Source organism: Agrobacterium tumefaciens (assembly GCF_013337285.1).
Taxonomy (GTDB): domain Bacteria; phylum Pseudomonadota; class Alphaproteobacteria; order Rhizobiales; family Rhizobiaceae; genus Agrobacterium; species Agrobacterium burrii.
Map to the genome: position 1 here is coordinate 184,186 of NZ_SUPW01000005.1, position 26,039 is coordinate 210,224.

Annotated in this window: 13 protein-coding genes and 1 riboswitch; of the genes, 5 read left to right on the forward strand and 8 right to left on the reverse strand. The window is 59.4% G+C overall.

Translation table 11 applies throughout. The annotated features are described in order from the left end of the window. Positions 1-24: 24 nt before the first annotated feature. Positions 25-101: riboswitch (SAM riboswitch) on the forward strand. 82 nt (positions 102-183) lie between these two features. Beyond that, entirely contained in the window at positions 184-1,110 is a 927-nt protein-coding gene (gene metA, locus FCH38_RS15560) for a homoserine O-acetyltransferase MetA (RefSeq protein ID WP_153515482.1), read from the forward strand. 75 nt (positions 1,111-1,185) lie between these two features. After that, complete coding sequence (locus tag FCH38_RS15565) at positions 1,186-2,205, forward strand: aldose epimerase family protein (RefSeq protein WP_174374297.1); 1,020 nt, start codon at positions 1,186-1,188, stop codon at positions 2,203-2,205. 14 nt (positions 2,206-2,219) lie between these two features. Here the strand turns inward: FCH38_RS15565 and mtgA are convergent, their stop codons facing one another. Beyond that, positions 2,220-2,867, reverse strand: a complete 648-nt coding sequence (gene mtgA / locus FCH38_RS15570) for a monofunctional biosynthetic peptidoglycan transglycosylase (protein ID WP_236776628.1) — start codon at positions 2,865-2,867, stop codon at positions 2,220-2,222. Between the two features lie 234 nt (positions 2,868-3,101). Between mtgA and FCH38_RS15575 the strand changes: the two genes are divergently transcribed. Beyond that, positions 3,102-4,016 carry a polyprenyl synthetase family protein gene (locus tag FCH38_RS15575; RefSeq protein WP_174374298.1) on the forward strand — a complete coding sequence of 305 codons (915 nt, stop codon included), beginning with the start codon at positions 3,102-3,104 and terminating at the stop codon, positions 4,014-4,016. Between the two features lie 32 nt (positions 4,017-4,048). Here FCH38_RS15575 and FCH38_RS15580 read toward each other — a convergent pair whose 3' ends face one another. From FCH38_RS15580 to FCH38_RS15605, 6 genes are all read right to left on the reverse strand, one after another. Next, positions 4,049-4,711 (reverse strand): OmpA family protein, encoded by a 663-nt coding sequence (locus tag FCH38_RS15580; protein ID WP_149900444.1) that lies wholly within the window; start codon positions 4,709-4,711, stop codon positions 4,049-4,051. Between the two features lie 66 nt (positions 4,712-4,777). Further along, complete coding sequence (gene ispG / locus FCH38_RS15585; protein WP_153515478.1) at positions 4,778-6,028, reverse strand: flavodoxin-dependent (E)-4-hydroxy-3-methylbut-2-enyl-diphosphate synthase; 1,251 nt, start codon at positions 6,026-6,028, stop codon at positions 4,778-4,780. A 120-nt stretch (positions 6,029-6,148) separates the two neighbouring features. Beyond that, positions 6,149-7,339, reverse strand: a complete 1,191-nt coding sequence (locus tag FCH38_RS15590) for an MFS transporter (protein WP_174374299.1) — start codon at positions 7,337-7,339, stop codon at positions 6,149-6,151. Positions 7,340-7,351: 12 nt separating this feature from the next. Continuing rightward, complete coding sequence (locus FCH38_RS15595) at positions 7,352-8,152, reverse strand: DeoR/GlpR family DNA-binding transcription regulator (protein ID WP_174374300.1); 801 nt, start codon at positions 8,150-8,152, stop codon at positions 7,352-7,354. A gap of 126 nt (positions 8,153-8,278) precedes the next feature. Further along, positions 8,279-11,740: a pyruvate carboxylase gene (gene pyc, locus FCH38_RS15600; RefSeq protein WP_174374301.1), complete on the reverse strand. Its 3,462-nt coding sequence runs from the start codon at positions 11,738-11,740 to the stop codon at positions 8,279-8,281. Between the two features lie 106 nt (positions 11,741-11,846). Beyond that, the gene (locus FCH38_RS15605) at positions 11,847-12,584 is read right to left on the reverse strand and encodes an autoinducer binding domain-containing protein (protein ID WP_174374302.1); all 738 of its coding nucleotides are present in this window, start codon (positions 12,582-12,584) and stop codon (positions 11,847-11,849) included. 338 nt (positions 12,585-12,922) lie between these two features. On the opposite strand from FCH38_RS15605, the gene FCH38_RS15610 reads away from it, so the two are divergent. Then, entirely contained in the window at positions 12,923-14,686 is a 1,764-nt protein-coding gene (locus FCH38_RS15610) for a glucan ABC transporter ATP-binding protein/ permease (RefSeq protein ID WP_142842208.1), read from the forward strand. Between the two features lie 699 nt (positions 14,687-15,385). Here FCH38_RS15610 and FCH38_RS15615 read toward each other — a convergent pair. Next, positions 15,386-23,881 (reverse strand): GH36-type glycosyl hydrolase domain-containing protein, encoded by an 8,496-nt coding sequence (locus FCH38_RS15615; protein WP_174374303.1) that lies wholly within the window; start codon positions 23,879-23,881, stop codon positions 15,386-15,388. 575 nt (positions 23,882-24,456) lie between these two features. On the opposite strand from FCH38_RS15615, the gene FCH38_RS15620 reads away from it, so the two are divergent. Continuing rightward, entirely contained in the window at positions 24,457-25,635 is a 1,179-nt protein-coding gene (locus tag FCH38_RS15620; protein WP_174374304.1) for a M20 aminoacylase family protein, read from the forward strand. Positions 25,636-26,039: the final 404 nt, after the last annotated feature.

Consider the following 26,039-nt stretch of genomic DNA (forward strand, 5'->3'; position numbering starts at 1 on the left):
ATTTTCGCCGGCTTCGGGATTATGAAACGCCTTAGTGGTGATTTGCCGACCGGCTTGCAGCCACTTTAAAGAAGTCGCTAAAGGGTCGAGGAAAAGGGCAATTTCCTGGGACCGGCCGCGATTTCGCTGCCGGTTTTTTTGTTTTCGCAACGTTCTTTACGTCATCCGAAAAGAGAGTTCGACATGCCGATCAAGATTCCCGATACGCTTCCCGCCTTTGAGACCCTCGTTCATGAGGGCGTGCGGGTCATGACTGAAACGGCAGCTATCCGGCAGGATATCCGCCCGCTCCAGATCGGGCTTCTCAACCTGATGCCGAACAAGATCAAAACGGAAGTGCAGATGGCCCGCCTTGTCGGCGCTTCGCCGTTGCAGGTGGAGTTTTCGCTGATACGCATCGGCGGCCATCGCGCCAAGAACACACCGGAAGAACATCTTCTGTCCTTCTATGAGACGTGGGAAGAAGTGCGCCACCGCAAGTTCGACGGTTTCATCATCACCGGCGCGCCCATCGAAATGCTGGACTACGAAGATGTGACCTACTGGGCAGAGATGCAGAAGATTTTCGAATGGACGCAAACCAACGTCCATTCGACGCTGAATGTCTGCTGGGGCGCGATGGCGGCCATCTACCATTTCCACGGCGTGCCGAAATACGAGTTGAAGGAAAAGGCGTTCGGCGTCTACCGCCACCGCAATCTTTCCCCCTCATCGATCTATCTGAACGGGTTTTCGGATGATTTTCAGGTGCCCGTCTCGCGCTGGACGGAAGTGCGTCGTGCCGACATCGAAAAACATCCGCAACTCGAAATCCTGATGGAGTCAGAGGAAATGGGCGTGTGTCTGGTGCATGAGAAAGCCGGCAACCGGCTCTACATGTTCAACCATGTCGAATATGACTCGACCTCGCTTTCAGATGAATATTTCCGCGATGCGAATGCCGGCGTGCCCATCAAGCTGCCGCATGATTATTTTCCGCACAACGACCCGGAACTTGCCCCGCTCAACCGCTGGCGCAGCCATGCCCATCTGTTTTTCGGCAACTGGATCAATGAGATATACCAGACGACGCCTTATGATCCGCAAGCCATCGGCGAACTAGCCGCGTAAATTGCGGGATTGCGAATTGCCGGAAAATGACGCAACGTCCGCCCGGCAATTCATGGCAATCGGGAGAATGATGCAATGAGCGACGGTGCGGCACGGGAGAATTTCGGTTTCACGGCAACCGGCGAAAAGGTCGAACGCGTCACCATCTCGAAGGGCGGGTTGACGGCCAAGGTCATCACCTGGGGCGCAGTCATTCAGGATCTGCGCCTTGAGGGCCACCAGCCGCCGCTCGTTCTAGGCTTCGATAAATTCGAGGACTACAAATATTCCTCCTATTTCGGCGCCACCCCCGGCCGCAATGCCAACCGCATCGGTGACGGTAAATTCTCCATCGACGGCCACGAATACCAGCTTGAGCTGAACGAAAAGGGCGTCAGCCACCTGCATGGCGGCAGCGACGGTATGGGCAAACGCAACTGGATGTTGATGGAACACGGCGAAAGCCACGTCGTGCTGGAAATCGTCGATCCTGACGGCCGCGCCGGTTATCCCGGCAACTGCACGGTCACAGCCACCTATACCATCCTCGACGGCGGCGTGCTTTCGGTGGTCTATGAAACCGTGACCGACAAGCCGACCATCGCCAATCTCTGCCAGCATTCCTATTTCAATCTCGATGGCGCGGATACCGCACTTGGGCATGAGATCAGCATCGCCGCTGACTTCTACCTGCCGACCAACGACAAACAGATACCGACCGGCGAAATCCGCTCCGTTGAAGGCACGGTCTTCGACCTGCGCCAGCCGACACCGATGCGGCGCAAGGAAGATGGCGAGCAGGTCCTCTACGATCACAATTTCTGCCTCTCGCCCGAGCGCCGCGCCAAGCGCAAGGTCGCCCGCGCCTATTCGCCCGCCTCCGATATCGCACTTGAGGTTCACACCACCGAACCCGGTGTGCAGTTCTATTCGGCCTTCAAGCTGAACGTTCCGGTTCCCGGCCTCGATGGCCGCCACTACGGTCCCTTTGCCGGTTTCTGCCTGGAAACGCAGATTTGGCCCGATGCTGTCAATCACCCGGATTTTCCACACGCGATCCTGCGGCCGGGCGAAACCCTGCGTCAGGAAACGGACTATATTTTCACGAAGGGCTGAGTGGGCAGGCTGGATCAGTCCAGCACGCAGCCGACATAAGCGCCCGAGCCACGGGCACGCCGCTCAATAAGGCCTGCCAGCCGTTGCAGGCCGCGGCCCGGTTTGCTGGCGACCCGATCAATCGGATTGGGCAGGGAAACGGCGAGCAGCGCCGCCTGACGGGAACTGAGCTTTGCCGCCGGCACCTTGAAATGATGCTGCGCGGCAGCCTCGATGCCATAAATACCCGGCCCCCATTCGGCAACGTTGAGATAAATCTCCATCATCCGCTTTTTGGACCAGACAAAATCGGCCGCGATTGCCAGCGGCAGTTCCAGCCCCTTGCGCAGGAGCGAGCGGCCGTTCCATAAAAACAGGTTCTTGGCTGTCTGCATCGGAATGGTGCTTGCACCGCGGGTGGAGGCCCCGTCCAGCGCATTGCTGACGACGGACTGCATCTGATTCCAGTCCACGCCGCCATGGAAACAGAATTGCCCGTCCTCAGACATCATCACTGATTGCACAAGACGCGGCGAAATATCCTCAAGCGGCACCCAGCGCCGGTCATAGCCCTGCAGGGTCACCAGATCGGCAAGCATCAAGGTCGAAACAGGCCGCATGAACGGCAGCGCATAGACGGGAATCAGCAGATAGGGCAGGATCAGCAAAGCCAGCAAGGTCATGATAATGCGCTTTGCCAACGTGCGAAAATCCACCTTCGGACTGCTCCGGTCTTCCGCCAGCACGGCGTAATCTGCGTCGCTTTCAGGCGTACTGCTCAATATCCGTCCCAGCCCCGCGCCAATCGAAGCCTTTCATAGTCCATTGCCGTCTTCAAGGCGAGTCTGGTCAAACAGTTACACCCGGGAATCACGAAAAGGTTGCCTGGCCCCGCGCGGCATGTCAAAGAGCGCGGCATGGACGCTCAGATGACGAATTTCGAAACGAGGCTGCGCGAAAACGCGGCAAAAACCGAAGCCTTGCTTGGCCGCCTGCTCTCCGGTGAAGCGCGCGCAGACGAGATCACGCGTCCGCAAAACCTGCTCGACGCCATGCGCCATGGTGTGCTGAACGGCGGCAAACGCCTGCGGCCCTTCCTCGTCATCGAAAGCGCCGCCCTTCTGGGCGGAGATGCCGAAGCCGCCCTTTATGTCGGCGCGGCACTGGAATGCCTGCATTGTTATTCGCTTGTGCATGACGATCTGCCGGCCATGGATGATGACGATCTGCGCCGTGGCCAGCCGACGGTACACCGTAAATTCGATGAGGCGACCGCCATTCTCGCCGGCGACAGCCTGCTGACGCTCGCCTTCGATATTATCGCCTCGGATGAAAACCCGCTCGCGGCCGAGCGCAAGGCCGCGCTCGTGCTTTCACTTGCCCGCGCAGCCGGCATCGGCGGCATGGCCGGCGGACAGGCATTTGATCTTGCTGCGGAAAAAAACGCTCCGGATGAAGCCGGCATAGTTACATTGCAGGCTATGAAAACCGGCGCTTTGCTGCGTTTCGCCTGCGAGGCAGGCGCGATCATTTCCGGAAGCGACGTCTCCGAGCGGCAAAGGCTGCGCCTCTTCGGCGAAAAAATCGGCCTCGCCTTCCAGCTCGCCGATGATCTTTTGGATTTGACCGCCGATGCCGCCACCATGGGCAAGGCAACCGGCAAGGATGCCGCACGCGGCAAGGGAACCTTGGTCGCCTTGCGCGGTGAAGACTGGGCGCGCACCAAGCTCAAGGAACAGGTGGCGGAAGCCAGTGACCTCCTGGCCCCCTATGGCGAAAAAGCCGCGATTCTCATCGCGGCCGCAAGGTTTATTGCCGAACGGAAAAGCTGAGCCGGTTTCCCCGCTCAGCCCCCTATACCCAATCAGCCCTTGAGAGGCGAAATCAGCACTTCAACGCGACGGTTCTGAGCGCGACCGTCAGGCGTTGCATTCGATGCGATCGGCTGTGAAGCACCGAAGCCAAGCGTCGAAATACGGCGCTGATCAACGCCGCGCGCGCCGAGATAATTGGCAACCGACGCCGCACGACGTTCCGAAAGGCCCTGATTGTAACCGGGGCTACCGGTGGAATCGGTGTGACCGTTGATGTCGATCAGCGTGCGGTTGAACTTGTTCAGCACGATGCCGACAGAATCGAGCGTCTGATAGAAGGGCGGAATGACCTGATCCTGATCCGTGGCGAAAGTGATGTTCGACGGCATATTGAGAACGATGCTGTCGCCGCGGCGGGAGACCGAAACGCCGGTGCCCTGAAGCTGAGCGCGAAGCTCGGATTCCTGACCATCCATGTAATTGCCGATAGCGCCGCCGGCGAGCGCACCGATGCCCGCACCGATAAGCGCGGCATTGCGGCGACCGACCGGCGAACCGCCGACAGCCAGACCGCCAAGCGCGCCAACGACAGCACCGATGCCGGCACCGCCTGCCGTGTTCGACATCTTCTGCTCACCCGTATACGGGTCGGTGGTGGTGCAGGCGGAAAGGTACGTTCCGCAAAGGGCAACGATCGCGATTTTTTTGATCATGTTTTTTTATGCTCCGAGAGGTTCAGGAGATATGACAGTGGAATGTCGGGTTTTTCACGCTACGCATTATTCAGCCGCATCTTTCTGGCCGAAACGCTTTTCGATGTAGTCGGCCACAAGCGCTTCGAAATCACCGGCAATGTTGGGACCACGCAAAGTGAGCGCCTTTTCCCCATCGATGAAGACCGGCGCTGCCGGGCTTTCGCCGGTTCCGGGCAGGGAAATGCCGATATCGGCATGTTTGCTTTCACCCGGGCCATTGACGATGCAGCCCATGACGGCGACGTTCAACGCCTCGACGCCGGGATATTTTTCACGCCAGACCGGCATGTTTTTGCGAATATCGTTCTGGATGTTCTGGGCCAGTTCCTGAAAGACGGTGGACGTGGTGCGCCCGCAGCCGGGACATGCCGCAACCACCGGAATGAATTGGCGGAAACCCATGACCTGCAGCAACTCCTGCGCCACCTGCACCTCGCGGGTCCGGTCGCCATTCGGCTCCGGCGTCAGGGAGACGCGGATCGTATCACCAATGCCATGTTGCAGAACGTAACCCATGGCGGCGGAGGAAGCGACGATGCCCTTGGAACCCATGCCGGCTTCCGTCAGGCCAAGATGCAGGGCGTGGTTGGACCGCTCCGACAACATCGAATAGACCGCGATCAGGTCCTGCACCTGACTGACCTTGGCGGAAAGAATGATGCGGTTGCGCGGCAGGCCGATCTCTTCGGCAAGCTCGGCGGAAATCAGCGCCGACTGCACGATGGCTTCACGCGTCACCTGACGGGCGGAAAGCGGGAACCCCTGCTCCTTGTTCCTGTCCATCAGCGTGGTCAGCAATTCCTGATCGAGCGATCCCCAGTTCACGCCGATGCGCACAGGCTTGTCATAACGAATAGCCATTTCGACGATTTCGCCGAACTGCTTGTCCTTCTTGTCCTTGAAACCGACATTGCCCGGATTGATGCGGTATTTCGCCAGCGCCTCGGCACAGGCCGGATGATCGGCCAGAAGCTTGTGGCCGATATAATGGAAATCGCCGATCAGCGGCACATCCATGCCAAGACGCAGCAGCCGCTCGCGGATTTTTGGCACGGCGGCAGCGCTCTCGTCGCGGTCGACAGTGATACGGACCATTTCCGAACCGGCCTGAAAAAGCGCTGCCACCTGTTGCACAGTGGCGTCGATGTCAGCCGTGTCGGTATTGGTCATCGACTGCACGACGACGGGCGCGCCACCTCCCACAATGACGCCGCCCACGTCGACGGCGACGGATGCGCGGCGGGGCTTTGGATCGTAATCGGCATGTGACGTCATGGCGGTCTCTGGAGCTTGCGGCAAGGTCTGGCAATTGAGGTGAAACAAGGGGGCCTGCTTGTCAACACCCAACGCATAAGAGCTTCTACTTTACCGCAATCATGGCAAAATTCGAGACGCCTATTCCTTCCCCGCGCCATCCGCATGCCGGGCGAGCCGCGAAAGCAGCAAAACCACCACATGCAGCAACGGCAATGCAAGGAAGACACTGGCGAGACCCGTATGTTCGGCAATGAAACCGATGGCGGACGGCGCCACCAGAATACCGGAATAACCCATGGTGGTCACGACGGAGAGCCCGATTCCCGGTGCCAGCCCCGGCATGTTGCCCGCCGCCGAAAAGGCGATGGGTACCATGTTGGAAATGCCGATGCCGGCAATGGCAAAGCCGATAATCACGAAAGTGGAGCTTCCCGCAAGGCCGGCAATCAGAAGGCCCATGATCGACATGACCGAGCAGAACCGCAGGGTGTTGACCGCGCCGAACCGGTCGCGCACCAGATCACCGGCAAAACGCATGGCCGCCATGGTCAGGGAGAAGGCCGCAAAAGCGAAACCGGACTGCGAAACGGAAGCCCCCAGTTCATTGCGCAGATAAAGCGCACCCCAATCAAGGATCGCACCCTCCGGCACCATGGAAAACAGCGCCATCAGGCCGATGATCCACGGCAGCGGCGTCAGCGGTAAGCCGCCTCTCGGACGCTCGGCCTCGGCATGCGGACGATCCGCGAGAACCCGCGGCCAGGCAATGACCAGCAAAACAAGCGCGATGACCGTCAACGCAATGGCATGGCCCTGCACACCGATTGCCGTGATGAGATAACCACCAAGACCGGCCCCGATCAGACCGCCAAGGCTCCAGAAGGCGTGGCAGGACGACATGATCGCCCGGCGCATGTCCCGCTCCACCGCCACGGCATTGGCGTTCATGGCGACATCCATCGCCCCCGTGAGACCGCCAAACAGGAAGACCGCAATCACACCCGCCCAGATCGTGCCAGCCCAGGAGATGAAAAGCAGTGTCGGCAAGAAGATCGCTGCAGTGACCAGGCTGACGGTGCGCGAGCCGAAACGGGCGATCTGCGAACCGGCAATCGGCATGAAAACCAGCGAGCCGATGCCGAAAACCAGAATGATCAGGCCAAGCGCGCTTTCACTGAGCGACAGGCGCGCGGCAAATTCCGGAATCTTGGGCGCCCAGGACCCCATCATGAAACCATTCATCAGGAACAGCAGGGAAACGCCCAGCCTGTGCCGCGTCAGATAGGACGAGCGCGCAGCCGTCTGCGAAAATGTCGTGGGGCCATTCATCGGTAATATCCTTCAGACTTGACCGTGGGAAAATCGAACGGCGTCTTCGTCGCCGCAATGAACGTCTACGCCTTTTGCCGACAGTGCCTCGACCAATGCGCGGTCGGCATCCTGCTCCAGCACGAGGCAAAGCGGTGGGGAAAAATCATGCACGTGAAAAGCTGCCTTATGGCCGAGCTTTTCCGTCGTGATTGCGGCGACGATCCGCTGGCTGGCGCTGCAGGCAAGCCGCTTGAACACCGCATCCTCGAAAACATCTGCCGACAGCCCGGTGTCGGCCGCGACACCGCAGACGCCGAGAATACAGAGATCGGGCCGCATCAACTCAAGCTGCCTGAGCGCCATGGCGTCGATTGCAGCGCCGACAGCCGGATCGACCTTGCCGCCGATCAGCACCAGATCGATATCGGCCCGCCCCGTCAGTTCGGCGGCTATGGCGGGTGTATTGGTCACTACCGTCAACTTGAGACCGGCGGGAATGGCCCTTGCGACAGCGAGGTTAGTGGAGCCGGCGTCGATGAAGACGACCATACCCGGCTCCAGAAGCGGGATGACGGCACGCGCCAGCAGGGCCTTGCGATCGGCATCTTCGGCAATCCGCGTCTTCAGCGGGACCGTCGTGCTATCAGAAAGCAGCGCTCCGCCATAAACCCGCAGGCATTCCCCGCGCGCCGCCATCTCGCGCAGGTCGCGGCGCACCGTGTCTTCGGAAACACCAAAATTCTGGGCAAGATCCTGCGCAAGCACGCGGCCGCTTTGCCGCAACTGCGCTAGGATGAGCGCCTGCCGCTCACTGACAAAATGATCGCTCATCGAGACTCATGCATAAACAGGAATAAACGTGCACGAACATGCATATTCGAGTTTTTGCAGCAGCGCAATAAAAAACGCCCGCCGAAAGGCGGGCGTCTATGATCTTATTACCGATGTAATGCGACGTTATTCAGCGTAGGAGATCAACAGATCCTTCGCGTCGATCTGGTCGCCGGGGCGCACCAGAACCTCAGTGATCTTGCCGTCGCGTTCGGCGTGAAGTGCCGTTTCCATCTTCATGGCCTCGATGGACAGCAGAACATCGCCAGCCTTCACATCCTGACCCTGATTGATGAAGACGCGGCTGATGACACCAGGCATCGGCGCACCGATATGTGTCGCGTTGCCGAGTTCCGCCTTGCGGCGCACGGCGGAACCGGAAGCACCATGGGTGCGATCCGGCACCTTGATGCGGCGCGGCTGACCGTTGATCTCGAAGAACACCGTCACCATGCCCTTATCATCAGTACCGGACGAGGCCTGATTGACGATGACAAGCGTCTTGCCGCGTTCGATATCGGCAAACAGCTCCTCGCCATCCTCCATGCCGTAGAAATAGGCATGGGTGGGCAGCACGGAAACCGGACCATAAGTTTCGGCGGTCAGCGCAAAGTCAGTGAACACCTTCGGATACATCAGATAGGAGGCAAACTCGAAGTCGTCGACTTTGCGCTCCAGCTTGGTTTCGATGACATTGCGCTCCGCATCGAGGTCAGCATCCGCCAGCAACGAACCCGGACGAACCGTGTACGGCGCATCACCCTTCAGCGCCTTTTTCTGCAGGACTTCCGGCCAGCCGCCCGGCGATTGTCCAAGATCGCCCTTCAGCATCGAAACCACCGAATCCGGGAAGGACACTTCACGATCAGGGTTTTCGACATCGGCGACCGTCAAATCCTGGCTGACCATCATCAGCGCCATGTCACCGACGACCTTCGAGGACGGCGTTACCTTGACGATATCGCCGAACATCCGGTTGGCGTCGGCATAGGCCTGCGCCACCTCGTGCCAGCGACTCTCGAGACCGAGCGAACGCGCCTGTTCCTTGAGATTGGTGAACTGGCCGCCCGGCATCTCATGTAAATAGACTTCCGAGGCCGGCCCCTTCAGATCGCTCTCGAAAGCCGCATACTGGTTGCGCACGGCCTCCCAATAGAAAGAAATGCGGCGGATCCATTCGGTATCGAGACCCGTATCACGCTCCGACCCCGCCAGCGCCTCCACAATCGAACCGAGGCATGGCTGCGACGTATTGCCGGAAAAGGCATCCATTGCGGCATCGACGGCGTCGACACCGGCATCCACAGCTGCAAGAACGGTCGCAGCGGAAATACCTGATGTATCATGGGTGTGGAAGTGGATCGGCAGACCGGTCGCCTCGCGCAGCGCCTTGAACAGAACCTTGGCGGCAGCCGGCTTTAACAGGCCCGCCATGTCCTTGACGGCGATGATATGCGCGCCTGCCTTTTCAAGCTCGGCGGCAAGGCTGGTATAATATTTGAGATCGTATTTCGGACGCGCCGAATTCAGCAGATCGCCGGTATAGCAGATGGTCGCCTCGCAGAGCTTGTTCTCCTCGGCAATCGCATCCATCGAGACCCGCATATTCTCCACCCAGTTCAGGCAGTCGAAGACACGGAAAAGATCGACGCCACCCTTTGCGGCCTGACGGACGAAATATTTGACGACATTATCAGGGTAATTTTTGTACCCGACGCCGTTTGCGCCACGCAGAAGCATCTGCAGCAGCAGGTTCGGCGCGCCTTCGCGGATGAGCGCCAGACGCTCCCACGGGTCTTCGGTCAGGAAGCGCATGGAGACGTCAAACGTCGCACCACCCCAGCATTCCAGCGACAGAAGCTGCGGCAGCGCCTTGCCGTAAACGCTGGCAACGCGGGCGATATCATGTGTGCGAACGCGGGTGGCCAGAAGCGACTGGTGTCCGTCACGCATGGTCGTATCGGTGACCAGCACGCGCTTTTCGTTGCGCATCCAGTCCGCAAAGCCCTTCGGACCGAGCTTGTCCAGCAGCTGCTTGGTACCGTCAGGCGTCGGCGCATCGATGTAAGGCACGATGGGCTTTGCCGCCTTTTCGGACGGTCTGGCGCGTCCCTTGGTTTCCGGGTGGCCATTGACGGTCACGTCGGCAAGATAGGTCAAAAGCTTGGTGGCGCGGTCCTGACGCTTGACCTGCGCGAACAACTCCGGCGTCGAATCGATGAAGCGTGTCGTGTAGGTATTGTTGCGGAAACTGTCGTGACCGATGATGGCTTCAAGGAAAGTGAGGTTGGTCGCAACGCCGCGGATACGGAATTCGCGCAGCGCACGGTCCATGCGGCTGATCGCTTCATCCGGCTGCGGCGCCCACGCGGTGACCTTTACCAGCAGCGGATCGTAATAGCGGGTGATAACAGCGCCCGTATAGGACGTGCCGCCATCCAGACGAATACCGAAGCCCGAAGCGGAGCGGTAGGCGGTGATGCGTCCATAGTCCGGAATGAAGTTGTGTTCCGGGTCTTCCGTGGTGATGCGGCACTGCAGCGCATGGCCGTTGAGGCGGATATCCTCCTGGCGCGGAACACCAGATTCCGCCGTACCGATCGCGGCCCCTTCGAGAATATGGATCTGCGCCTTGACGATATCGATACCGGTCACGACTTCGGTGACGGTATGTTCCACCTGAATGCGCGGATTGACCTCGATGAAGTAGAATTTGCCGGTATCGGCATCCATCAGATATTCGACCGTGCCGGCACCGATATAATTGGTCGCGGCGGCGATCTTCAGCGAATAGGCGGCCAGCTCCTGACGCTGGGCTTCGGACAAATATGGCGCCGGTGCGCGCTCGACGACCTTTTGATTACGACGCTGGATCGAACAATCGCGCTCGAACAGATGCACGACATTGCCATGCGTATCGCCCAGCACCTGGCTTTCCACGTGGCGGGCGCGCTCAAGCAGCTTTTCGAGATAAACCTCGTCCTTGCCGAAAGCGGCCTTCGCCTCGCGCTTGGCTTCGGTCACTTCACGGGCAAGGTCTTCCTTTTTGCGAATGGCGCGCATGCCGCGACCGCCGCCGCCCCAGGAGGCTTTGAGCATGACCGGATAGCCGATTTCCTCGGCCATGCGCTCCACTTCGGCGATATCGTCCGGCAGCGGATCGGTGGCAGGAACAACGGGTACATCAACCGAAATCGCCAGATTGCGGGCGGCGACCTTGTTGCCGAGCTGGCGCATTGTATCCGCCGTCGGTCCGATGAAGGTGATGCCGGCCGCATTGCAGGCCTCCACGAATTCCGGGCTTTCAGACAGAAGGCCGTAACCGGGATGGATAGCATCCGCTCCAGAGAGCCTGGCCACGCGGATGACCTCCTCGATCGAAAGATAACTCTCGATCGGCCCCATATCCTTGGCGAGATGCGGACCCCTGCCAACCTGATAGGACTCGTCGGCCTTGAAGCGGTGCAAAGACAGCTTGTCCTCTTCCGCCCAAATCGCAACGGTTTTTATCCCAAGCTCGTTGGCTGCCCGGAAAACGCGGATCGCTATTTCGGATCGGTTGGCAACAAGTATTTTCGATATTTTCAAGACGGTCTCCCCACACGCCAAAACAAAATTTCTGCTGCACTGCGGAATTAAGCAGCAAAACCCGGTCTTGGAAAGGGCAATTCGGGAGAGAACCGTCCTGTCGACGTTAGCTCAGCAGGCCATGGCGGAAAGCAAGCGCTACGGTATGCTGCCGGTTCTTGGCGCTGAAACGGCGCTGGATCCCATTGATATACCAATCGACCGTGTGGTTGGAGATGGATAGCTGGCGTCCTATCTCAGTCGAGGTCATGCCATCCGCCATCAGCGTCAGCACTTCCATTTCACGCCTCGTCAAATCGAGAGCGGAAACCTCCGGGGCATTACTGAGACCATGGGACTGACCTGAAAGATCAAGCAGGCGCCAGAACACCGCGCGCGTTGCAGCATCCAGCAACTCCACCTGCAGGGAAGGCAATTGTCGGTCCTGGCCGCCAATGAACACCGCGCCGATAAATCCCGCTCGCCCATGCACTGGAAAAGCATAACCGCCCTGCAGACCATATCGGCCGGCATCATTGAAAAAGACACTCGCCCTTTTTCGATGCATCGCGCGGGGCAGGCCCTCAAGCGCTTCTTTCCACTGAAACGGTTTGTGCACCATGCCGATCACCTTGCGGACGGGGTCGACGAGATTGTATTTCTTGGCCCTGTAGACCTCGAGCCAGCCGTCAGGCAGATGTTGTGCGAGAACCTGGCCGGTGGAGGCGATCTCCCCGGTCATCCGCCTGCTGATGAGGAAATATTCGAAACCATATTCGCGAATGAGCGTGGCAAATTCGGCGCGAACGCGATCGGCGTTTCCCGCCTGGTAACACGCAGAGATAAAATGAAGAATATCGTGCATAAAGACACAGGGTCCGGAGCTTGACTTGAAAGGAATGGCACGAAGGACATGGTCCCGCGATGACGTCATGTTACTCGGGCGCCGGTCGGTTCAGATTGAACATATCGTCGTTAGCAATCCCTGAAACGAAGATGCGAAATCTTGTGACGGCGTCCCCAGAAACATCGGGTTCGGTTTTTTTCGGTTCGTACGCGCGGTCGATTTGTTAAGCCGCCATTCAGACAGAAAGAGCGATAATTACACAAATTTCGCCGTCTCATGCAACCTTGCTAAAGTAGCATGGCGTTGAGGCCGAACAATTAACCGCTCGAAAAAGACGCTCGGACTGGATTGAAAATTTGACCTTGTTTCAGGTTTACACACGCGCTCTGCGCTATCTGACCGTTCATAAATGGCGGGTGACTGTAGTCGTCATCGCCAACGTCATTCTTGCAGCGATCACCATTGCCGAACCCGTACTGTTCGGCCGGATCATCGACGCTATTTCCTCCGGCACCAATGTCACGCCGATCCTCATTCTGTGGGCGGGCTTCGGTGTCTTCAACACCGTCGCTTACGTCGCCGTCGCCCGCGAGGCCGACCGGCTGGCGCATGGCCGGCGCGCGACATTGCTGACGGAAGCCTTCGGCCGCATCATTTCGATGCCGCTGTCCTGGCACCATCTGCGCGGCACGTCCAACGCCCTGCACACCCTGCTGCGCGCCAGCGAGACGCTGTTCGGCCTCTGGCTGGAATTCATGCGCACCCATCTGGCCACCTTCGTGGCGCTGGTGCTGCTCATCCCAACGGCCATGGCCATGGACCTGCGTCTCAGCTTCGTGCTGATCGGCCTCGGTATCGTTTACTGGTTCATCGGCAAGTGGGTGATGGGCCGCACCAAGGACGGGCAGGCTTCGGTCGAGGAGCACTATCACAGTGTTTTTGCCCATGTCAGCGATTCCATCAGCAACGTATCGGTGCTGCACAGCTACAACCGCATCGAAGCTGAAACGAAGGCACTGAAATCCTTCACCGAAAAACTGCTGAGCGCCCAATACCCGGTGCTCGACTGGTGGGCCTTCGCCAGCGCGCTGAACCGCACGGCCTCCACCGTTTCGATGATGATCATCCTCGTCATCGGCACCGTGCTGGTGAAAAACGGCGAATTGCGCGTCGGCGACGTCATCGCCTTCATCGGTTTCGCCAATCTCCTGATCGGCAGGCTGGACCAGATGCGCCAGTTCGTGACCCAGATTTTCGAAGCCCGTGCCAAGCTTGAAGACTTCTTCGTGCTGGAGGATTCCGTCAAGGAACGGGAAGAGCCGGGCGACGCCCGCGAATTGTCGAATGTCTCCGGCACCGTGGAGTTCCGCAACATCAATTTCGGTTTTGCCAACACCAAGCAGGGCGTTCACGACGTCTCGTTTACGGCCAAAGCCGGAGAGACCATCGCCATCGTCGGACCAACCGGCGCCGGCAAGACCACGCTCATCAACCTGTTGCAGCGCGTCTATGACCCGGATTCCGGCCAGATCCTGATCGATGGAACCGATATTTCGACGGTGACGAAGAACTCGCTTCGCAACTCCATCGCCACCGTGTTTCAGGATGCCGGCCTGCTCAACCGTTCCATCCGCGAAAATATCCGCCTCGGCCGCGAATCAGCCACCGATGCCGAAGTGGTGGAGGCAGCGGCGGCAGCGGCGGCGACGGATTTCATCGACAGCCGCATTACCGGCTACCTGACGCAGGTCGGCGAACGCGGCAACCGCCTGTCCGGCGGCGAACGCCAGCGCATCGCCATCGCCCGCGCCATCCTCAAGAACGCCCCCATTCTGGTTCTCGACGAGGCGACCAGCGCGCTGGACGTGGAAACGGAAGCCCGCGTGAAGGCCGCCGTGGATGCGCTGCGAAAGAACCGCACGACCTTCATCATCGCCCACCGCCTTTCCACGGTTCGCGATGCCGATCTCGTGCTGTTTCTCGATCAGGGTCGGGTCATTGAAAAGGGTACTTTCGATGAGCTGAGCCAACGCGGCGGACGCTTCACCTCGCTGCTGCGCACCAGCGGCCTGCTGACGGAAGATGAGGGCCAACCCCGGCCAAAAGCCATAGCGTCCTGACGCTCTGGCGAACGAAATGCGGAAAGGGCGGACAACATATTGTCCGCCCTTTTTCTTTGCCTGCTTCACCCACAGGTGGCCTATCGGAGAATGTCAGCCAAAGAACTTGCCAGCCAAAAATCTATCTGTCCGAATGGGAGGGCATTTCCCAGAAAGGCAACGAGGCCCGCCGTGGCATTGATTAAGAAAACACCGAGAAGCACGCCGAGCGTCACTCCGACGCTCGTTTTCGAGGGGTATCGCGCCAGCCAACACGACAATGACAAGGACAGGACCACGAAGAATGCCAGCAGCGCGGTTTCTGTGAAAGAGACGTTGAACTGCAAAATAACCTCCCTTTCGGCCTAACGAAATTATCGCGACACGCGCGAAGAACACTTCAAATCACAACGGGTACATTCTGAAACCGGCCATCCATGACAGCTTTCCTGCCATTCGCAAATAAAATGCCAGCAAGCACTGCTTCTGCCCGAAAGCAGTTAACGTCACCAGAGCCGACAAATCCGTCCGATCCAACGAGGATTTCCTAGATGAAGACCTCTCGGCGCCGCTGGCTTTCAGCCGGCAACTTCGAGAGCAGTAGAGCTTCACGGCCATGACACCGCCAACACGCTGAATCGGATGCAAAGGTAGCCCATAAAAATTCAGGCCCCCGCGTCACCGCGGGAGCCTGATCTTAAGTAAAAAGAGCTGGGTGCCTCAATCGAACGGTATCACCCGATCGCCCGCCGCCAGATCCTTGCCGTCAACGGACACTGAAACCTCCGCCGTATCTGCCTTGCGGCTGACGGCGATGTTCCTTGCCTTGCCATCCAACGTGATCTTGATCGAGAAACCATCCCAGTCATCCGGCAGCGACGGCGATATATGAAGCTTGCCGTTGGTGCGGGTGATGCCGAGAATACCCTCGATCGCGGCACGGTAGAGCCAGCCGGCCGAACCCGTGTACCAGCTCCAGCCGCCGCGGCCCGCATAGGCGCCCTCACCGTAAACATCCGCGGTCACCACATAGGGCTCGACCCGATAGGTTTCCGATGCAGCCGCATCGAGTGCATGATTGACCGGGTTGAGCAGCTTGAAGCAGTTCCATGCCTCTTGCGCGCGGCCCTGTTTCGCAAGGGCGAGAACCACCCAGGTCGCCGCATGGGTATATTGTCCGCCGTTTTCGCGCACACCCGGTGGATATCCCTTGATGTAGCCCGGATCATGCGGCGCACGCGAGAAGGGCGGCGTGAACAGCCGGATGATGCCGGTCTTTTCATCGACCAGATGCTCCATCACGGCATCCATTGCCTGGCGCGACCGACCTTCTTCACCCTCACCGGAGAGAACGCTCCAGCTCTGGCCGAGCGAATCGATCCGGCATTCCTCGCTTTCGGCGGAACCGAGCGGTGTGCCGTCATCGAAGTAACCGCGCCGATAATAGCTGCCGTCCCAGCCAGCGGTTTCGAGAACATTACGCAGCTTTTCACGATGCGACGCCCACTTGCCAACACGGTCGGTATCACCACGCTTTTCGGCGATCTCAATGAAATCGCGCAAAGCGCCAGCCAGGAACCAGCCGAGCCAGACGCTGGTGCCCTTGCCGCCAACACCGACGCGGTTCATGCCGTCGTTCCAGTCACCACCGAGGATCAGCGGCAGACCGTTTTCACCGGTGCGATGAATGGCGAGATCAAGCGCAAGCGCCGCATGTTCGTAAAGCGTGACGGACCTGTCGCTTGTCTCCGGCTGGAAGAAAGCGTCATGCTGACCGGGCATCAATGCCGGCCCCTTCAGGAAGGGGATGCTTTCATCGAGGATGGCGGCATCGCCCGTGGCCGAGACATACTGGTTGATCGCATAAGCGAGCCAGACGACATCGTCCGAGATGGTCGTGCGGACACCGGCACCCGTTAGCGGCAACCACCAATGCTGTACGTCGCCTTCCGGGAACTGGCGGCCTGCCGCACGCAGGATTTGCTTGCGGGCAAGATCCGGCTGATAGAGCAGGAAGGCCAGCGTATCCTGAAGCTGGTCGCGGAAGCCGAAAGCGCCGCTCGACTGGTAGAATGCCGTGCGCGCCAGAATACGGCAGGCAAGCGCCTGATAGGGCAGCCAGTTATTGACCATATGGTTGAAGCCGGCATCCGGCGTGGAAACCTGCAGCTGGCCGGTAAAGCCCGTCCAGAATGCCTTGCTCTCGTCCAGCACCGACTGGAAGTCTGCCTGGCGTGCATCTTTCACCAGCGCTTCGGCTTCTTCCGCATTATCGGCATCACCGAGAATGAAGGTCATGTGCCTTTCTTCGCCGGGCTTTAGGTGGATTTCCTGCATCAGCGCAGCACAGGGATCGCCATCCACCTCGGTGCTGCCGCTGAGTGCGGCACCGGATACGATGCCCTGCGGTGCCTGTGCCGAACCAAAGCGGCCGATGAATTCCCGGCGGCTGGTGGTGAAACCGCTCGCCTCGCTGTCAAGCGTCAGGAAGGACGTGCGGGCGCTATAGTCGATGCTGTAAGGGTTCGACGCAAAAATCGCGTTGCTGGCGGCATCGTGCCTGCTCAGAATGAACGGCGCGGACTTCTGGCCGTTATTGCCAAGTACCCATTCCACATAGGCATAGACCTTCAGGCGGCGGCTTTTCGAGCCCTTGTTGCGAACGATGACCTGCGAGAACTTGACTGGTTTTTCGCGGTCCACAGTCTGTGTTACCTCGACTTCGAGCGTATCCGCCACGCCAGTAAATACGGAGTAACCAAGACCATGGCGGGTTTCAAACAAAGCTTCGGGATCACGCGAGAGTGCGGCACAGGGCGTATAGAGCTTTCCTGTTTCCACGTCGGCGACATAGAAGGCCTCACCCGGTCGGTTGATGACGGGATCGTTGCTCCATGGCGTCAGCTGATAGTCGCGCGAATTGCGGCTCCAGCTGAAACCTGCGCCTTCGGCCGAAATATGGAAACCGAAATTCTCGTTCGAGACGACGTTGATCCACGGATGCGGCGTGGACTGCCCGCCATTGAGGCGCACGACATATTCCTGTCCGCCCTTGGCGAAGCCGCCAAAACCGTTCCAGAAATCGAGATCGCCCGCATCCTCGACCGGCTCCGCGATGGGGAAGGCCGGAACAGGCAAACGTGCCTGCGCAGCATCGGTCGTGCCATCTGGACCGCGATGGGCCGCAAACAGCGATACCGCACGGTTGATCTGGTCGACGATCTTGCCGTTGCGCACATGCAGGACGACGCGGGAAGCCGCCAGAAGCGCACTCCAGGTCTCTTCGTCCGTCAGATCCCGACGCACGGAGAACACATGGGGTCGGCCGCCATCGGCAGGGTTGATGCGGCGCTGCGCCTCGGAAATATGATCCAGCGCATGCTGCATGTCCTGCGCATAGGACGCGGCCCGTTCGTTGACGATGACGAGATCGAAGATCACGCCGCGTGAACGCAGATATTCGTGAGCGCTCAGCGCCTCACGGGCGATATCCATGTCCATATCGTCGTTGATGCGCAAGCTGAAGATCGGGAAATCACCCGAAATAGCAAGCGGCCAAAGGGCGCGCTGCGAGGCGAGACCCGTTTTCAGCGTTTCCGAATCCGCACGCAGATGCATATCCGGATAGGTCAGATAACGGCCGAGATGCTGGAAGGCGGCCGCCTGCTGCGAGGTGACGCCGACATGGCGCATCTGCACCTGCGTGCGTGTCCAGGCATGCACGAGTTCATGGGCGAAAGCGTCGGGGTGACGGTAACGGTCGATCGCCTTGTCGACTTCCTCGCGGCTCGGCGCGGCAATCGTCCAGAAGATCACACTCACCTTCTTGCCCGCCGGCACGCGCACGGTGCGGCGCAGCGACAGGATCGGATCGAGCGTAAAGCCGTCAGCGCTGGAAAGCGTCGCACCGGCATCAAAGGCTGCGGCTTCGCGCAGTGACCGGCCGCGACCGATGAACTTGGCGCGATCCGTCTCGAATTCCGTCGGACGCGACGGGCCGGCATTGTCGGCGGCCAGATGCGCGATGACGGTTCCCGGCTCGTTCGGGCTGCGACGGTTGCGCCAGGCGCGGATGACATCGCCACGCCGGCCGATTTCCGTCTGCACGAACATGCGCGAGAACAGCGGATGGGCGTTGTCGTCATCCTCGGAAGCAATGACCGGCTCCATATAGGAGGTCACTTCGATGTAGCGATCCTCGGAACCGACATTCAGCAGGGTAATACGGCGCCCTTCGGCATCGTGCTCGGTGGCGACGATGCATTCGACCACGCTCTGCAGATCGCCGATGGTCTTGTGGAACTCGGCCTTGTCGTCGGTGAAGATGGTTTTGGTCTTTTCACCTTCGGCAACGCGCGGCTCGGCCGTGGCACTCCACCATTGTCCATTGGTGGTGTCGCGCAGGAAGATGAAAGTGCCCCAGCGATCTTCGGTGGGGTCGGCCTTCCAGCGGGAAATCGCCTGCCCGTTCCACTTCGAATAACCCGCACCTGTAGAAGTGAGCATGGTCGAATAGTGGCCGTTCGAAAGGAACACCACTTCGCGGTCGCGCACGGCCGGGTCGGCGATGGAGCGCACTTCCGCACGCAAGAGATCCGCCTGTTCCTTGCCGGGAGTTTCCGGCTCGTATTTGGCGCTCATGACAGGCACTTCGCGCGGCGCCTTCTCCTGCAGCAGAAGCTCGGCGGCCTCGATTACCGGATCGGAGTGGAACAGTTCACGCAACACGCCGTCAAAGGCAACGTTGGCGACAGCCGCAATCGACATGCCATGGTGGTGGGCATAATAATTGTAGACAATCGCGCAGACCTTGCCATCCGGCACACGCGTCGGCGTGAAGTCCACCGCATCGTGGAAGCCATATTGGCCAAGCGCGCCAAGCTTGCGCAGCTTGTCGAGGTTCTCCAGCGCACCGTCAGGATCATATTGGCTGGCGAGGATCGAGGCATAAGGCGCGATCACCGCATTCTGACCAAGGCCACGCTTGAGACCCAGCGTCGGCACACCGAAGTTGGTGTACTGGTAGTTCATGTTGTGATCGCGGGCGTTGAACGCCGCTTCGGAAATGCCCCATGGCGTGCCGAGACGGCGGCCGTGGTTCATCTGCTCCTTGACGATCAGATTGTTGGTCTGGTTGAGGATGCCACCCTGACGCTCCTGCATGACGAGCGGCGGCATCAGATATTCGAACATAGAACCCGACCACGACACCAGCGCGCCCTGCGCGCCGATCGGCACCACCTGGCGGCCGAGGCGGTACCAATGCTCGGTCGGCAAATCGCCCTTGGCGATGGCGAACAGGCTGGTCAGGCGGCATTCGGAGGCCAGAAGGTCGTAGCAGGCCTCGTCCAGCTCCTTGCTTTCAACACGGTAGCCGATCGACAGAAGACGGCGATCCTTGCGGTAAAGGAAGGTGAAATCCATCGAGAAGGCGAGGTTGCGGCTGCGGTCGCGCAGCGAGGCAAGACGCTGGCGCAGTGGCTCCATATTGGTGAGATCGATGGCGCTGTCGGAAATATGCGCCTCGCAGGATTCGACGAGTAATTGCGCCCAGCGGGTCACTTCCGCACTCTGCGCGGACTTCACCTCGTGGTCAACATTGGTGGCGAGCTTCTGGATGTCGCGCGCAAGCACCGCCAGATTGATAACGCGGATCGAGGCGAATTCATGCTCACGCTTAACGGAGGCAAGCGCGTTCGAGAAGCCGATGATGCGCTCCTCGAGGCGGCGATGCAGCGGGCGCAGGTTCTTGCGGTTGTCGGGCAGGGCCTTCAGCGTTTCGCGCAGGATGCCGGCAACATCGCCGATACCATCCAGATTGCCCTGAAGATGGGCGGATGGCGCTTCCGCCCAGTCGCGGCAGGCGGACGAAACCGCAATCAGGTGACCGGCGAGATTACCGCTGTCCACCGCAGAAACATAGCGGGGTCCAAGCGTCTGCAATGTGTCCGTATGGTACCAGTTGTAGAGATGGCCGCGATGCTTTTCCATCTTTTCAACGGTCTGGATCGTGTTCTCGATCCGCTCCAGCGTATCGGCAAAGCTGATCCAGCCGAACTGGCGCGCCGAAATGACGGACAACAGATAGACGCCGATATTGGTGGGCGAGGTGCGCGAGGCGACGATCGGCTCCGGCGTCTCCTGGAAGTTGTCCGGCGGCAGGTGGTTTTCCTGCGGCGTCACGAAGGCCTCGTAATAACGCCATGTGCGACGCGCGATCTTGCGAAGCTCGAAGGAGACATGTTCCGAAACGAACAGGCGATCCTCTGTTTCGGCAGACTGGCTGACATACCAGGCGACGGCAGGAGACAGAACCCAGAGCAGCGTGAAGGGAATGCCGATCAGGAAGGCATTATCACCGGGCAACGCTGCAAACAGCAGGCCGAGCATGGCCACCACGGGCGCGTGCCACATCTGGCGGAAATAATAGCTGATGCCACCCTGCGCGCTCGATTGCATGCTGGCGGCGGTGCGCCATTCCAGCATCAGCTTGTGACTGACGAGCAGACGGTAGAGCGAACGAACGATCGCATCCGTCATCATGCAGGCGGAATCGGCAATGAAGACGATGCGCAGCGCAACCTGCGCATTGGTGGCGCGGATTTCCGACCAGATAGTGTGGAAATGCGCCTGTGGCACGATGTCGGTCGAACGCGGCACGAGGCCGGACAGCAGGGAAAGCGTGGGCGCGACGAAGAGCGAGAAGATCAGCAGGATCTGCCAGATCAACGCGCCGAGCGGATCCATGAAATACCAGCCGAGAATCGAGGCGAAGAACCAGGCGATCGGCGTCAGCGAACGGCGCAGATTGTCGACCATCTTCCAGCGGCCAATGGCGGTAACGCCACGCGCGCGGTCGAGAATATAGGGAAGCAGCTGCCAGTCGCCACGCGCCCAGCGATGCTGTCGCGACACTTCCACCTCGTAGCGGGTCGGGAAGTCCTCGACCAGTTCCACATCGGTCACCAGCGCGCAACGCGCGAAGGAGCCCTCGAGCAGATCGTGGCTGAGGATGGAGTTTTCTTCGATCCGGCCCTTCAGCGCCGCCTCGAAGGCATCCACATCGTAAAGGCCCTTGCCGGTGAATGTGCCTTCGGAGGTCAGATCCTGATAAACGTCGGAAACGGTGAAGACGTAAGGATCGATACCGCGGTTGATCGAGAAGACACGCTGGAAGACGGAAGCGTCCTTGCCGGTCGTGAGCGAGGGCGTTACGCGCGGCTGCAGCAGCCCGTAACCTTCGACAACACGGCCGGAAACAGGATCGATCACCGGACGGTTGATCGGGTGATGCATCTTGCCGACGAGCTTGGTCACCGCATCGCGCATCAGGCGCGTATCGGCATCCAGCGTCATGACGTATTTGACATCCTCCGGCACGACATTGGCGCCGCCGAGGAACGTCGTGTCCTTGTCGCCGCGCAGCAGCATGTTCAGTTCATGCAGCTTGCCGCGCTTGCGCTCCCAGCCCATCCAGCAGCCTTCGGCCGGATTGTAGATACGGCGACGATGCAGCAGGTAAAAGCGAGTCTTGCCGTCAAAGGCATAACGGCCGTTCAGCGCCGCAAGCTCGCGCTTGGCATAGTCGAGAATCTCAAGGTCCTCATCGGACTGCTCGTATTGCGCGTCACGCCAGTCGCTGACGAGCGAGAAATAAATCTCGCCATGCGGATTGGCGAGATAATGCACCTCGATATTGCGCATCATCTCGTCGACGCTGTCGCGACTGGTGAGCATGCAGGGCACGGCAACCAGCGTGCGGGCATCCTGCGGGATGCCGTTCTTGAACTCGTATCCAACCAGCCGGAACGGCTTTACGAAGAAGGTGACGAGCGTGTTGAAGAGACCTGTCGCCCCTTCCGAGGCGGGAAGTGCAAACATCAGCAGGAAGGCAGTGACGACATACCACGGCATGCCCGCTTCCGCGAGGAACCAACCAACCGCCAGCATTGCAAGCGCAGTGATCAGAAATACCGGCGCGGCGATTGCCAGCCAGTTGAACTTGCGCATCGATCGGACGATGTGCTGCGACACCAGCGGCCGGTAACCCAGTGCCTTTTCAAGCTCGAAGCGGCGCTGGCCGACAAGCACGGAGCCGACATTGACGCGATGGTTTTCGTCAGCACCGGCAGGCATATCGGCCCGTGCCATTTCGACGGCGGCGCGCGCAACCTCCACTTCAGTCTTGGGAGAGCGGCGGGCCAAAAGCTCGATCGTGTTGCGATAAGTGTTGCGCGAACCGAAATCGAGAACTTCGTAATCGGTTTCCTCGCGCAGAACCTTGTCGATATGGCTGACTTCCTCAAACCACACCGACCACTCGGTATCGTCGATTTCCCGCAGGCTCTTGACGATGTTGCCCATCGTCACATTGCCGGACGCCAGACGATTATGTTCCGACATCATGACGTTTTCGGCATCGGTGCCGGCGGCATGCAGACGTTCTTCGAGCCACGCGACGGCAAAGCCCGATGTCTGTGAGCCGTTACGGAGGCGATAGAGGAACTGCGTCGCGAAAGTCGGATCGTCGACCAGCGAATCGACCTGCTTCAGAAGTGCTGCCGAGGCTTCGGCATCGTTCAGCCGGATGATCTCATCGACCACCTCATTCGCCTTCTGGCGCATGCGGCGCGAGCGTTCCACACGAATGGAGATGCGGCGCAGATTTTCGATGAGGACAAAGCGGATGATCGAGGGCAGCGCCCACAATTCGCCGATCTGCAGCGTCTTCGACGTCTGGTAGCCATCCACCAGCGCCGTCATGTTCTCGCGCGAAACCGTGCTGTGGGTATAGGCGACATAAAGCCAGCCAAGCGCCATGACCCGCGGAATGGTCACGCCGCCAACCGTCATCGTCGGCAACTGGCGATAGAACTTGCGCGGAAAATCGCGCCGCACTTCCTGGATCGCCTCTTCGATGACGTAGTGATTGTCGAGCAGCCATTCCGCCGCCGGCGTGATGGTCGCGCCATTTTCCGAATCGACAGCCGTCGTGCGGTAAACCCGCAGGATTTCCTTCTCGTTCTCACGGTGACGCTCGAAGAAATCGAATTCCATGAAGCCGGGAAGACTATCGGCGCCATCGCGGGAAAGCGTGGCACCGGCATCATGCAGTTCCTCGATCGTCATATAGGACGCACGGATCGAATCATTATGGTCGATCTGCTTCGTCTCGGAATCACGGGCGGCGGCGGTCGGGGTGATATGAAATGACATCGGGCTCGTATTCTGAACTTTAAGGGATAGTTGTTCGACTTGACCGTCATTTCGTCCGCGGCGGGAACACACACGAAATCGGGCCACGCTATATTTATGACTTATCCTGAACCTTCGGTGAACCGGACCGGGCACCGGGCGGATCGGATTATCCGATGACGGATATCCGTGGGCGCGACATCGGGCGGCACAATCTTTCCGAAAAATTTGCAAGGCGGAAGATCGGTGCGAACAGGGGATTTCCGGCGACAGGAAAATTTCCTCCCGCGGCCCGGCAAAGCCGTTCCGATCGGATTTCGCACACTCCGCAAGGGCGAAAATTGTTCGCGCAACGCCCGATAGTCCCCCGTTGACAACCTGAAAGGCAACACAAAGCCGAGAAGGCCCGCGCCACATCCGAAAGAAGCTAATGCCCCAGGACGTCAATAGTTCCATGCCACCTGTCGCAGCACGATGCAAGCGCTGAATTTCAGGGCATTTCAGGCGCCGGAACGCCTCTTCCGCGCAGAGACATATGCTGCTAAGTCCTTGCTAAAATACGTCGGAAAAAAGCGGCGCAAACCGGGACTTCGAAAATGACCAGACAGACCGCCAACGTCACCTCCTTTGCCAACCATATGCCGGATGTGGTGGCGATCCGCCACCATCTGCACCGCCATCCCGAAATCGGCCTTTCCGAATTCAGGACCTCGGATTTCATTGCCGAAAAGCTGATGGAAATGGGCTATGAGGTGACGCGCGGGCTTGCCGGCACCGGCATTGTCGCAACGCTGCGTAATGGCGACAGCGAGCGCACGCTCGGCATTCGCGCCGATATCGACGCCCTGCCGATCCATGAGGAAACTGGTGCGGAATATGCCAGCGCCAATCAGGGTGTGATGCATGCCTGCGGCCATGACGGCCATACCGCCATGCTCCTGGGTGCGGCAAAGATCATTGCCGAACGCCGGAATTTCGATGGAACGCTGCATCTTATCTTCCAGCCGGCGGAAGAGAATTTTGGCGGCGCCCGCATCATGATCGAGGACGGCCTGTTTGACCGCTTCCCATGCGATGCGGTTTTTGCCCTGCATAACGATCCCGGCGTGCCCTTCGGGCAATTCGTGCTGCGCGACGGACCGATCCTTGCCGCCGTCGATGAGTGCAGGATCACCGTCAACGGTTATGGCGGCCACGGCGCCGAACCACAGGATGCCGCCGATCCCATCGTTGCCGGTGCAAGCATCATCATGGCGCTACAGACCGTGGTGTCCCGCAACATTCATCCGCAATTGTCGGCCGTCGTCACCGTGGGCGCATTCCATGCCGGTGTTGCCAGCAACGTCATTCCCGAAACGGCGGAGATGCTGCTCACCATCCGCTCCTTTGATGCCGGCGTGCGCGACGAACTGGAAAAGCGCATTCGGGCGATAGCCGAAGGCCAGGCCGCAAGCTACGGCATGAGTGTGACGCTCGATTACGAGCGCGGTTATAACGCAACGGTCAACCACAAGGCGGAGACGGACTATGTTGCCGATCTCGCCCGCCGCTTTGCCGGTGCTGAAAAGGTGGTCGAGATGCAGCGCCCGTCGATGGGCGCGGAAGACTTCGCTTATATGCTGGAAAAACGGCCCGGCTGTTATTTCTTCCTCGGCACGGCGCGCACCGACAACGACCCGCCGCTGCACCATCCGAAATTCGACTTCAACGACGACATCCTGCCAATTGGAACGGCTTTCTGGGTGGATCTCGCCGAGGACTACCTGAAGGCGTGAGTGGACGTGAAAAAGGCCGGTCGGAGGAGCGACCGGCCTTTAGTTCTCAAGCACCCTGATGGAAAAGACGGGAGGATCAGGGAACGAGACCGAATATGACGGCGGCGACAAACGCCACGCAGACACCGACAAGAGCCGCATGAACCGAATCTCTCCAGCTTCGCGGCGACTGGGGCTGCGAGACAAAGTCTTTTACTTTTCCTGCCTTGGAATAAGACATCGTGCGCTCCCTTCCCTGTCTGGCCCGTCAAACGGGCAATGGTTAATCTCACCCAGAGAATAGCGTCATCCCCTACTGTTCCAGTAGAGATAAAATTCCATAAGAAGCGCCAATTGGGAAAAATAGGGGTCGCCACTTGCCTCCCGACAAGCATCAATCTACCCATCGCGGAATATTAGCGCAG

Bases quoted from the DNA above. Each gene is read 5' to 3' on its own strand.
- metA (WP_153515482.1), top strand. From the start codon at position 184: ATGCCGATCAAGATTCCCGATACGCTTCCCGCCTTTGAGACCCTCGTT.
- FCH38_RS15565 (WP_174374297.1), top strand. From the start codon at position 1,186: ATGAGCGACGGTGCGGCACGGGAGAATTTCGGTTTCACGGCAACCGGC.
- mtgA (WP_236776628.1), bottom strand. From the start codon at position 2,867: ATGACCTTGCTGGCTTTGCTGATCCTGCCCTATCTGCTGATTCCCGTC.
- FCH38_RS15575 (WP_174374298.1), top strand. From the start codon at position 3,102: ATGGACGCTCAGATGACGAATTTCGAAACGAGGCTGCGCGAAAACGCG.
- FCH38_RS15580 (WP_149900444.1), bottom strand. From the start codon at position 4,711: ATGATCAAAAAAATCGCGATCGTTGCCCTTTGCGGAACGTACCTTTCC.
- ispG (WP_153515478.1), bottom strand. From the start codon at position 6,028: ATGACGTCACATGCCGATTACGATCCAAAGCCCCGCCGCGCATCCGTC.
- FCH38_RS15590 (WP_174374299.1), bottom strand. From the start codon at position 7,339: ATGAATGGCCCCACGACATTTTCGCAGACGGCTGCGCGCTCGTCCTAT.
- FCH38_RS15595 (WP_174374300.1), bottom strand. From the start codon at position 8,152: ATGAGCGATCATTTTGTCAGTGAGCGGCAGGCGCTCATCCTAGCGCAG.
- FCH38_RS15605 (WP_174374302.1), bottom strand. From the start codon at position 12,584: ATGCACGATATTCTTCATTTTATCTCTGCGTGTTACCAGGCGGGAAAC.
- FCH38_RS15615 (WP_174374303.1), bottom strand. From the start codon at position 23,881: ATGTCATTTCATATCACCCCGACCGCCGCCGCCCGTGATTCCGAGACG.
- FCH38_RS15620 (WP_174374304.1), top strand. From the start codon at position 24,457: ATGACCAGACAGACCGCCAACGTCACCTCCTTTGCCAACCATATGCCG.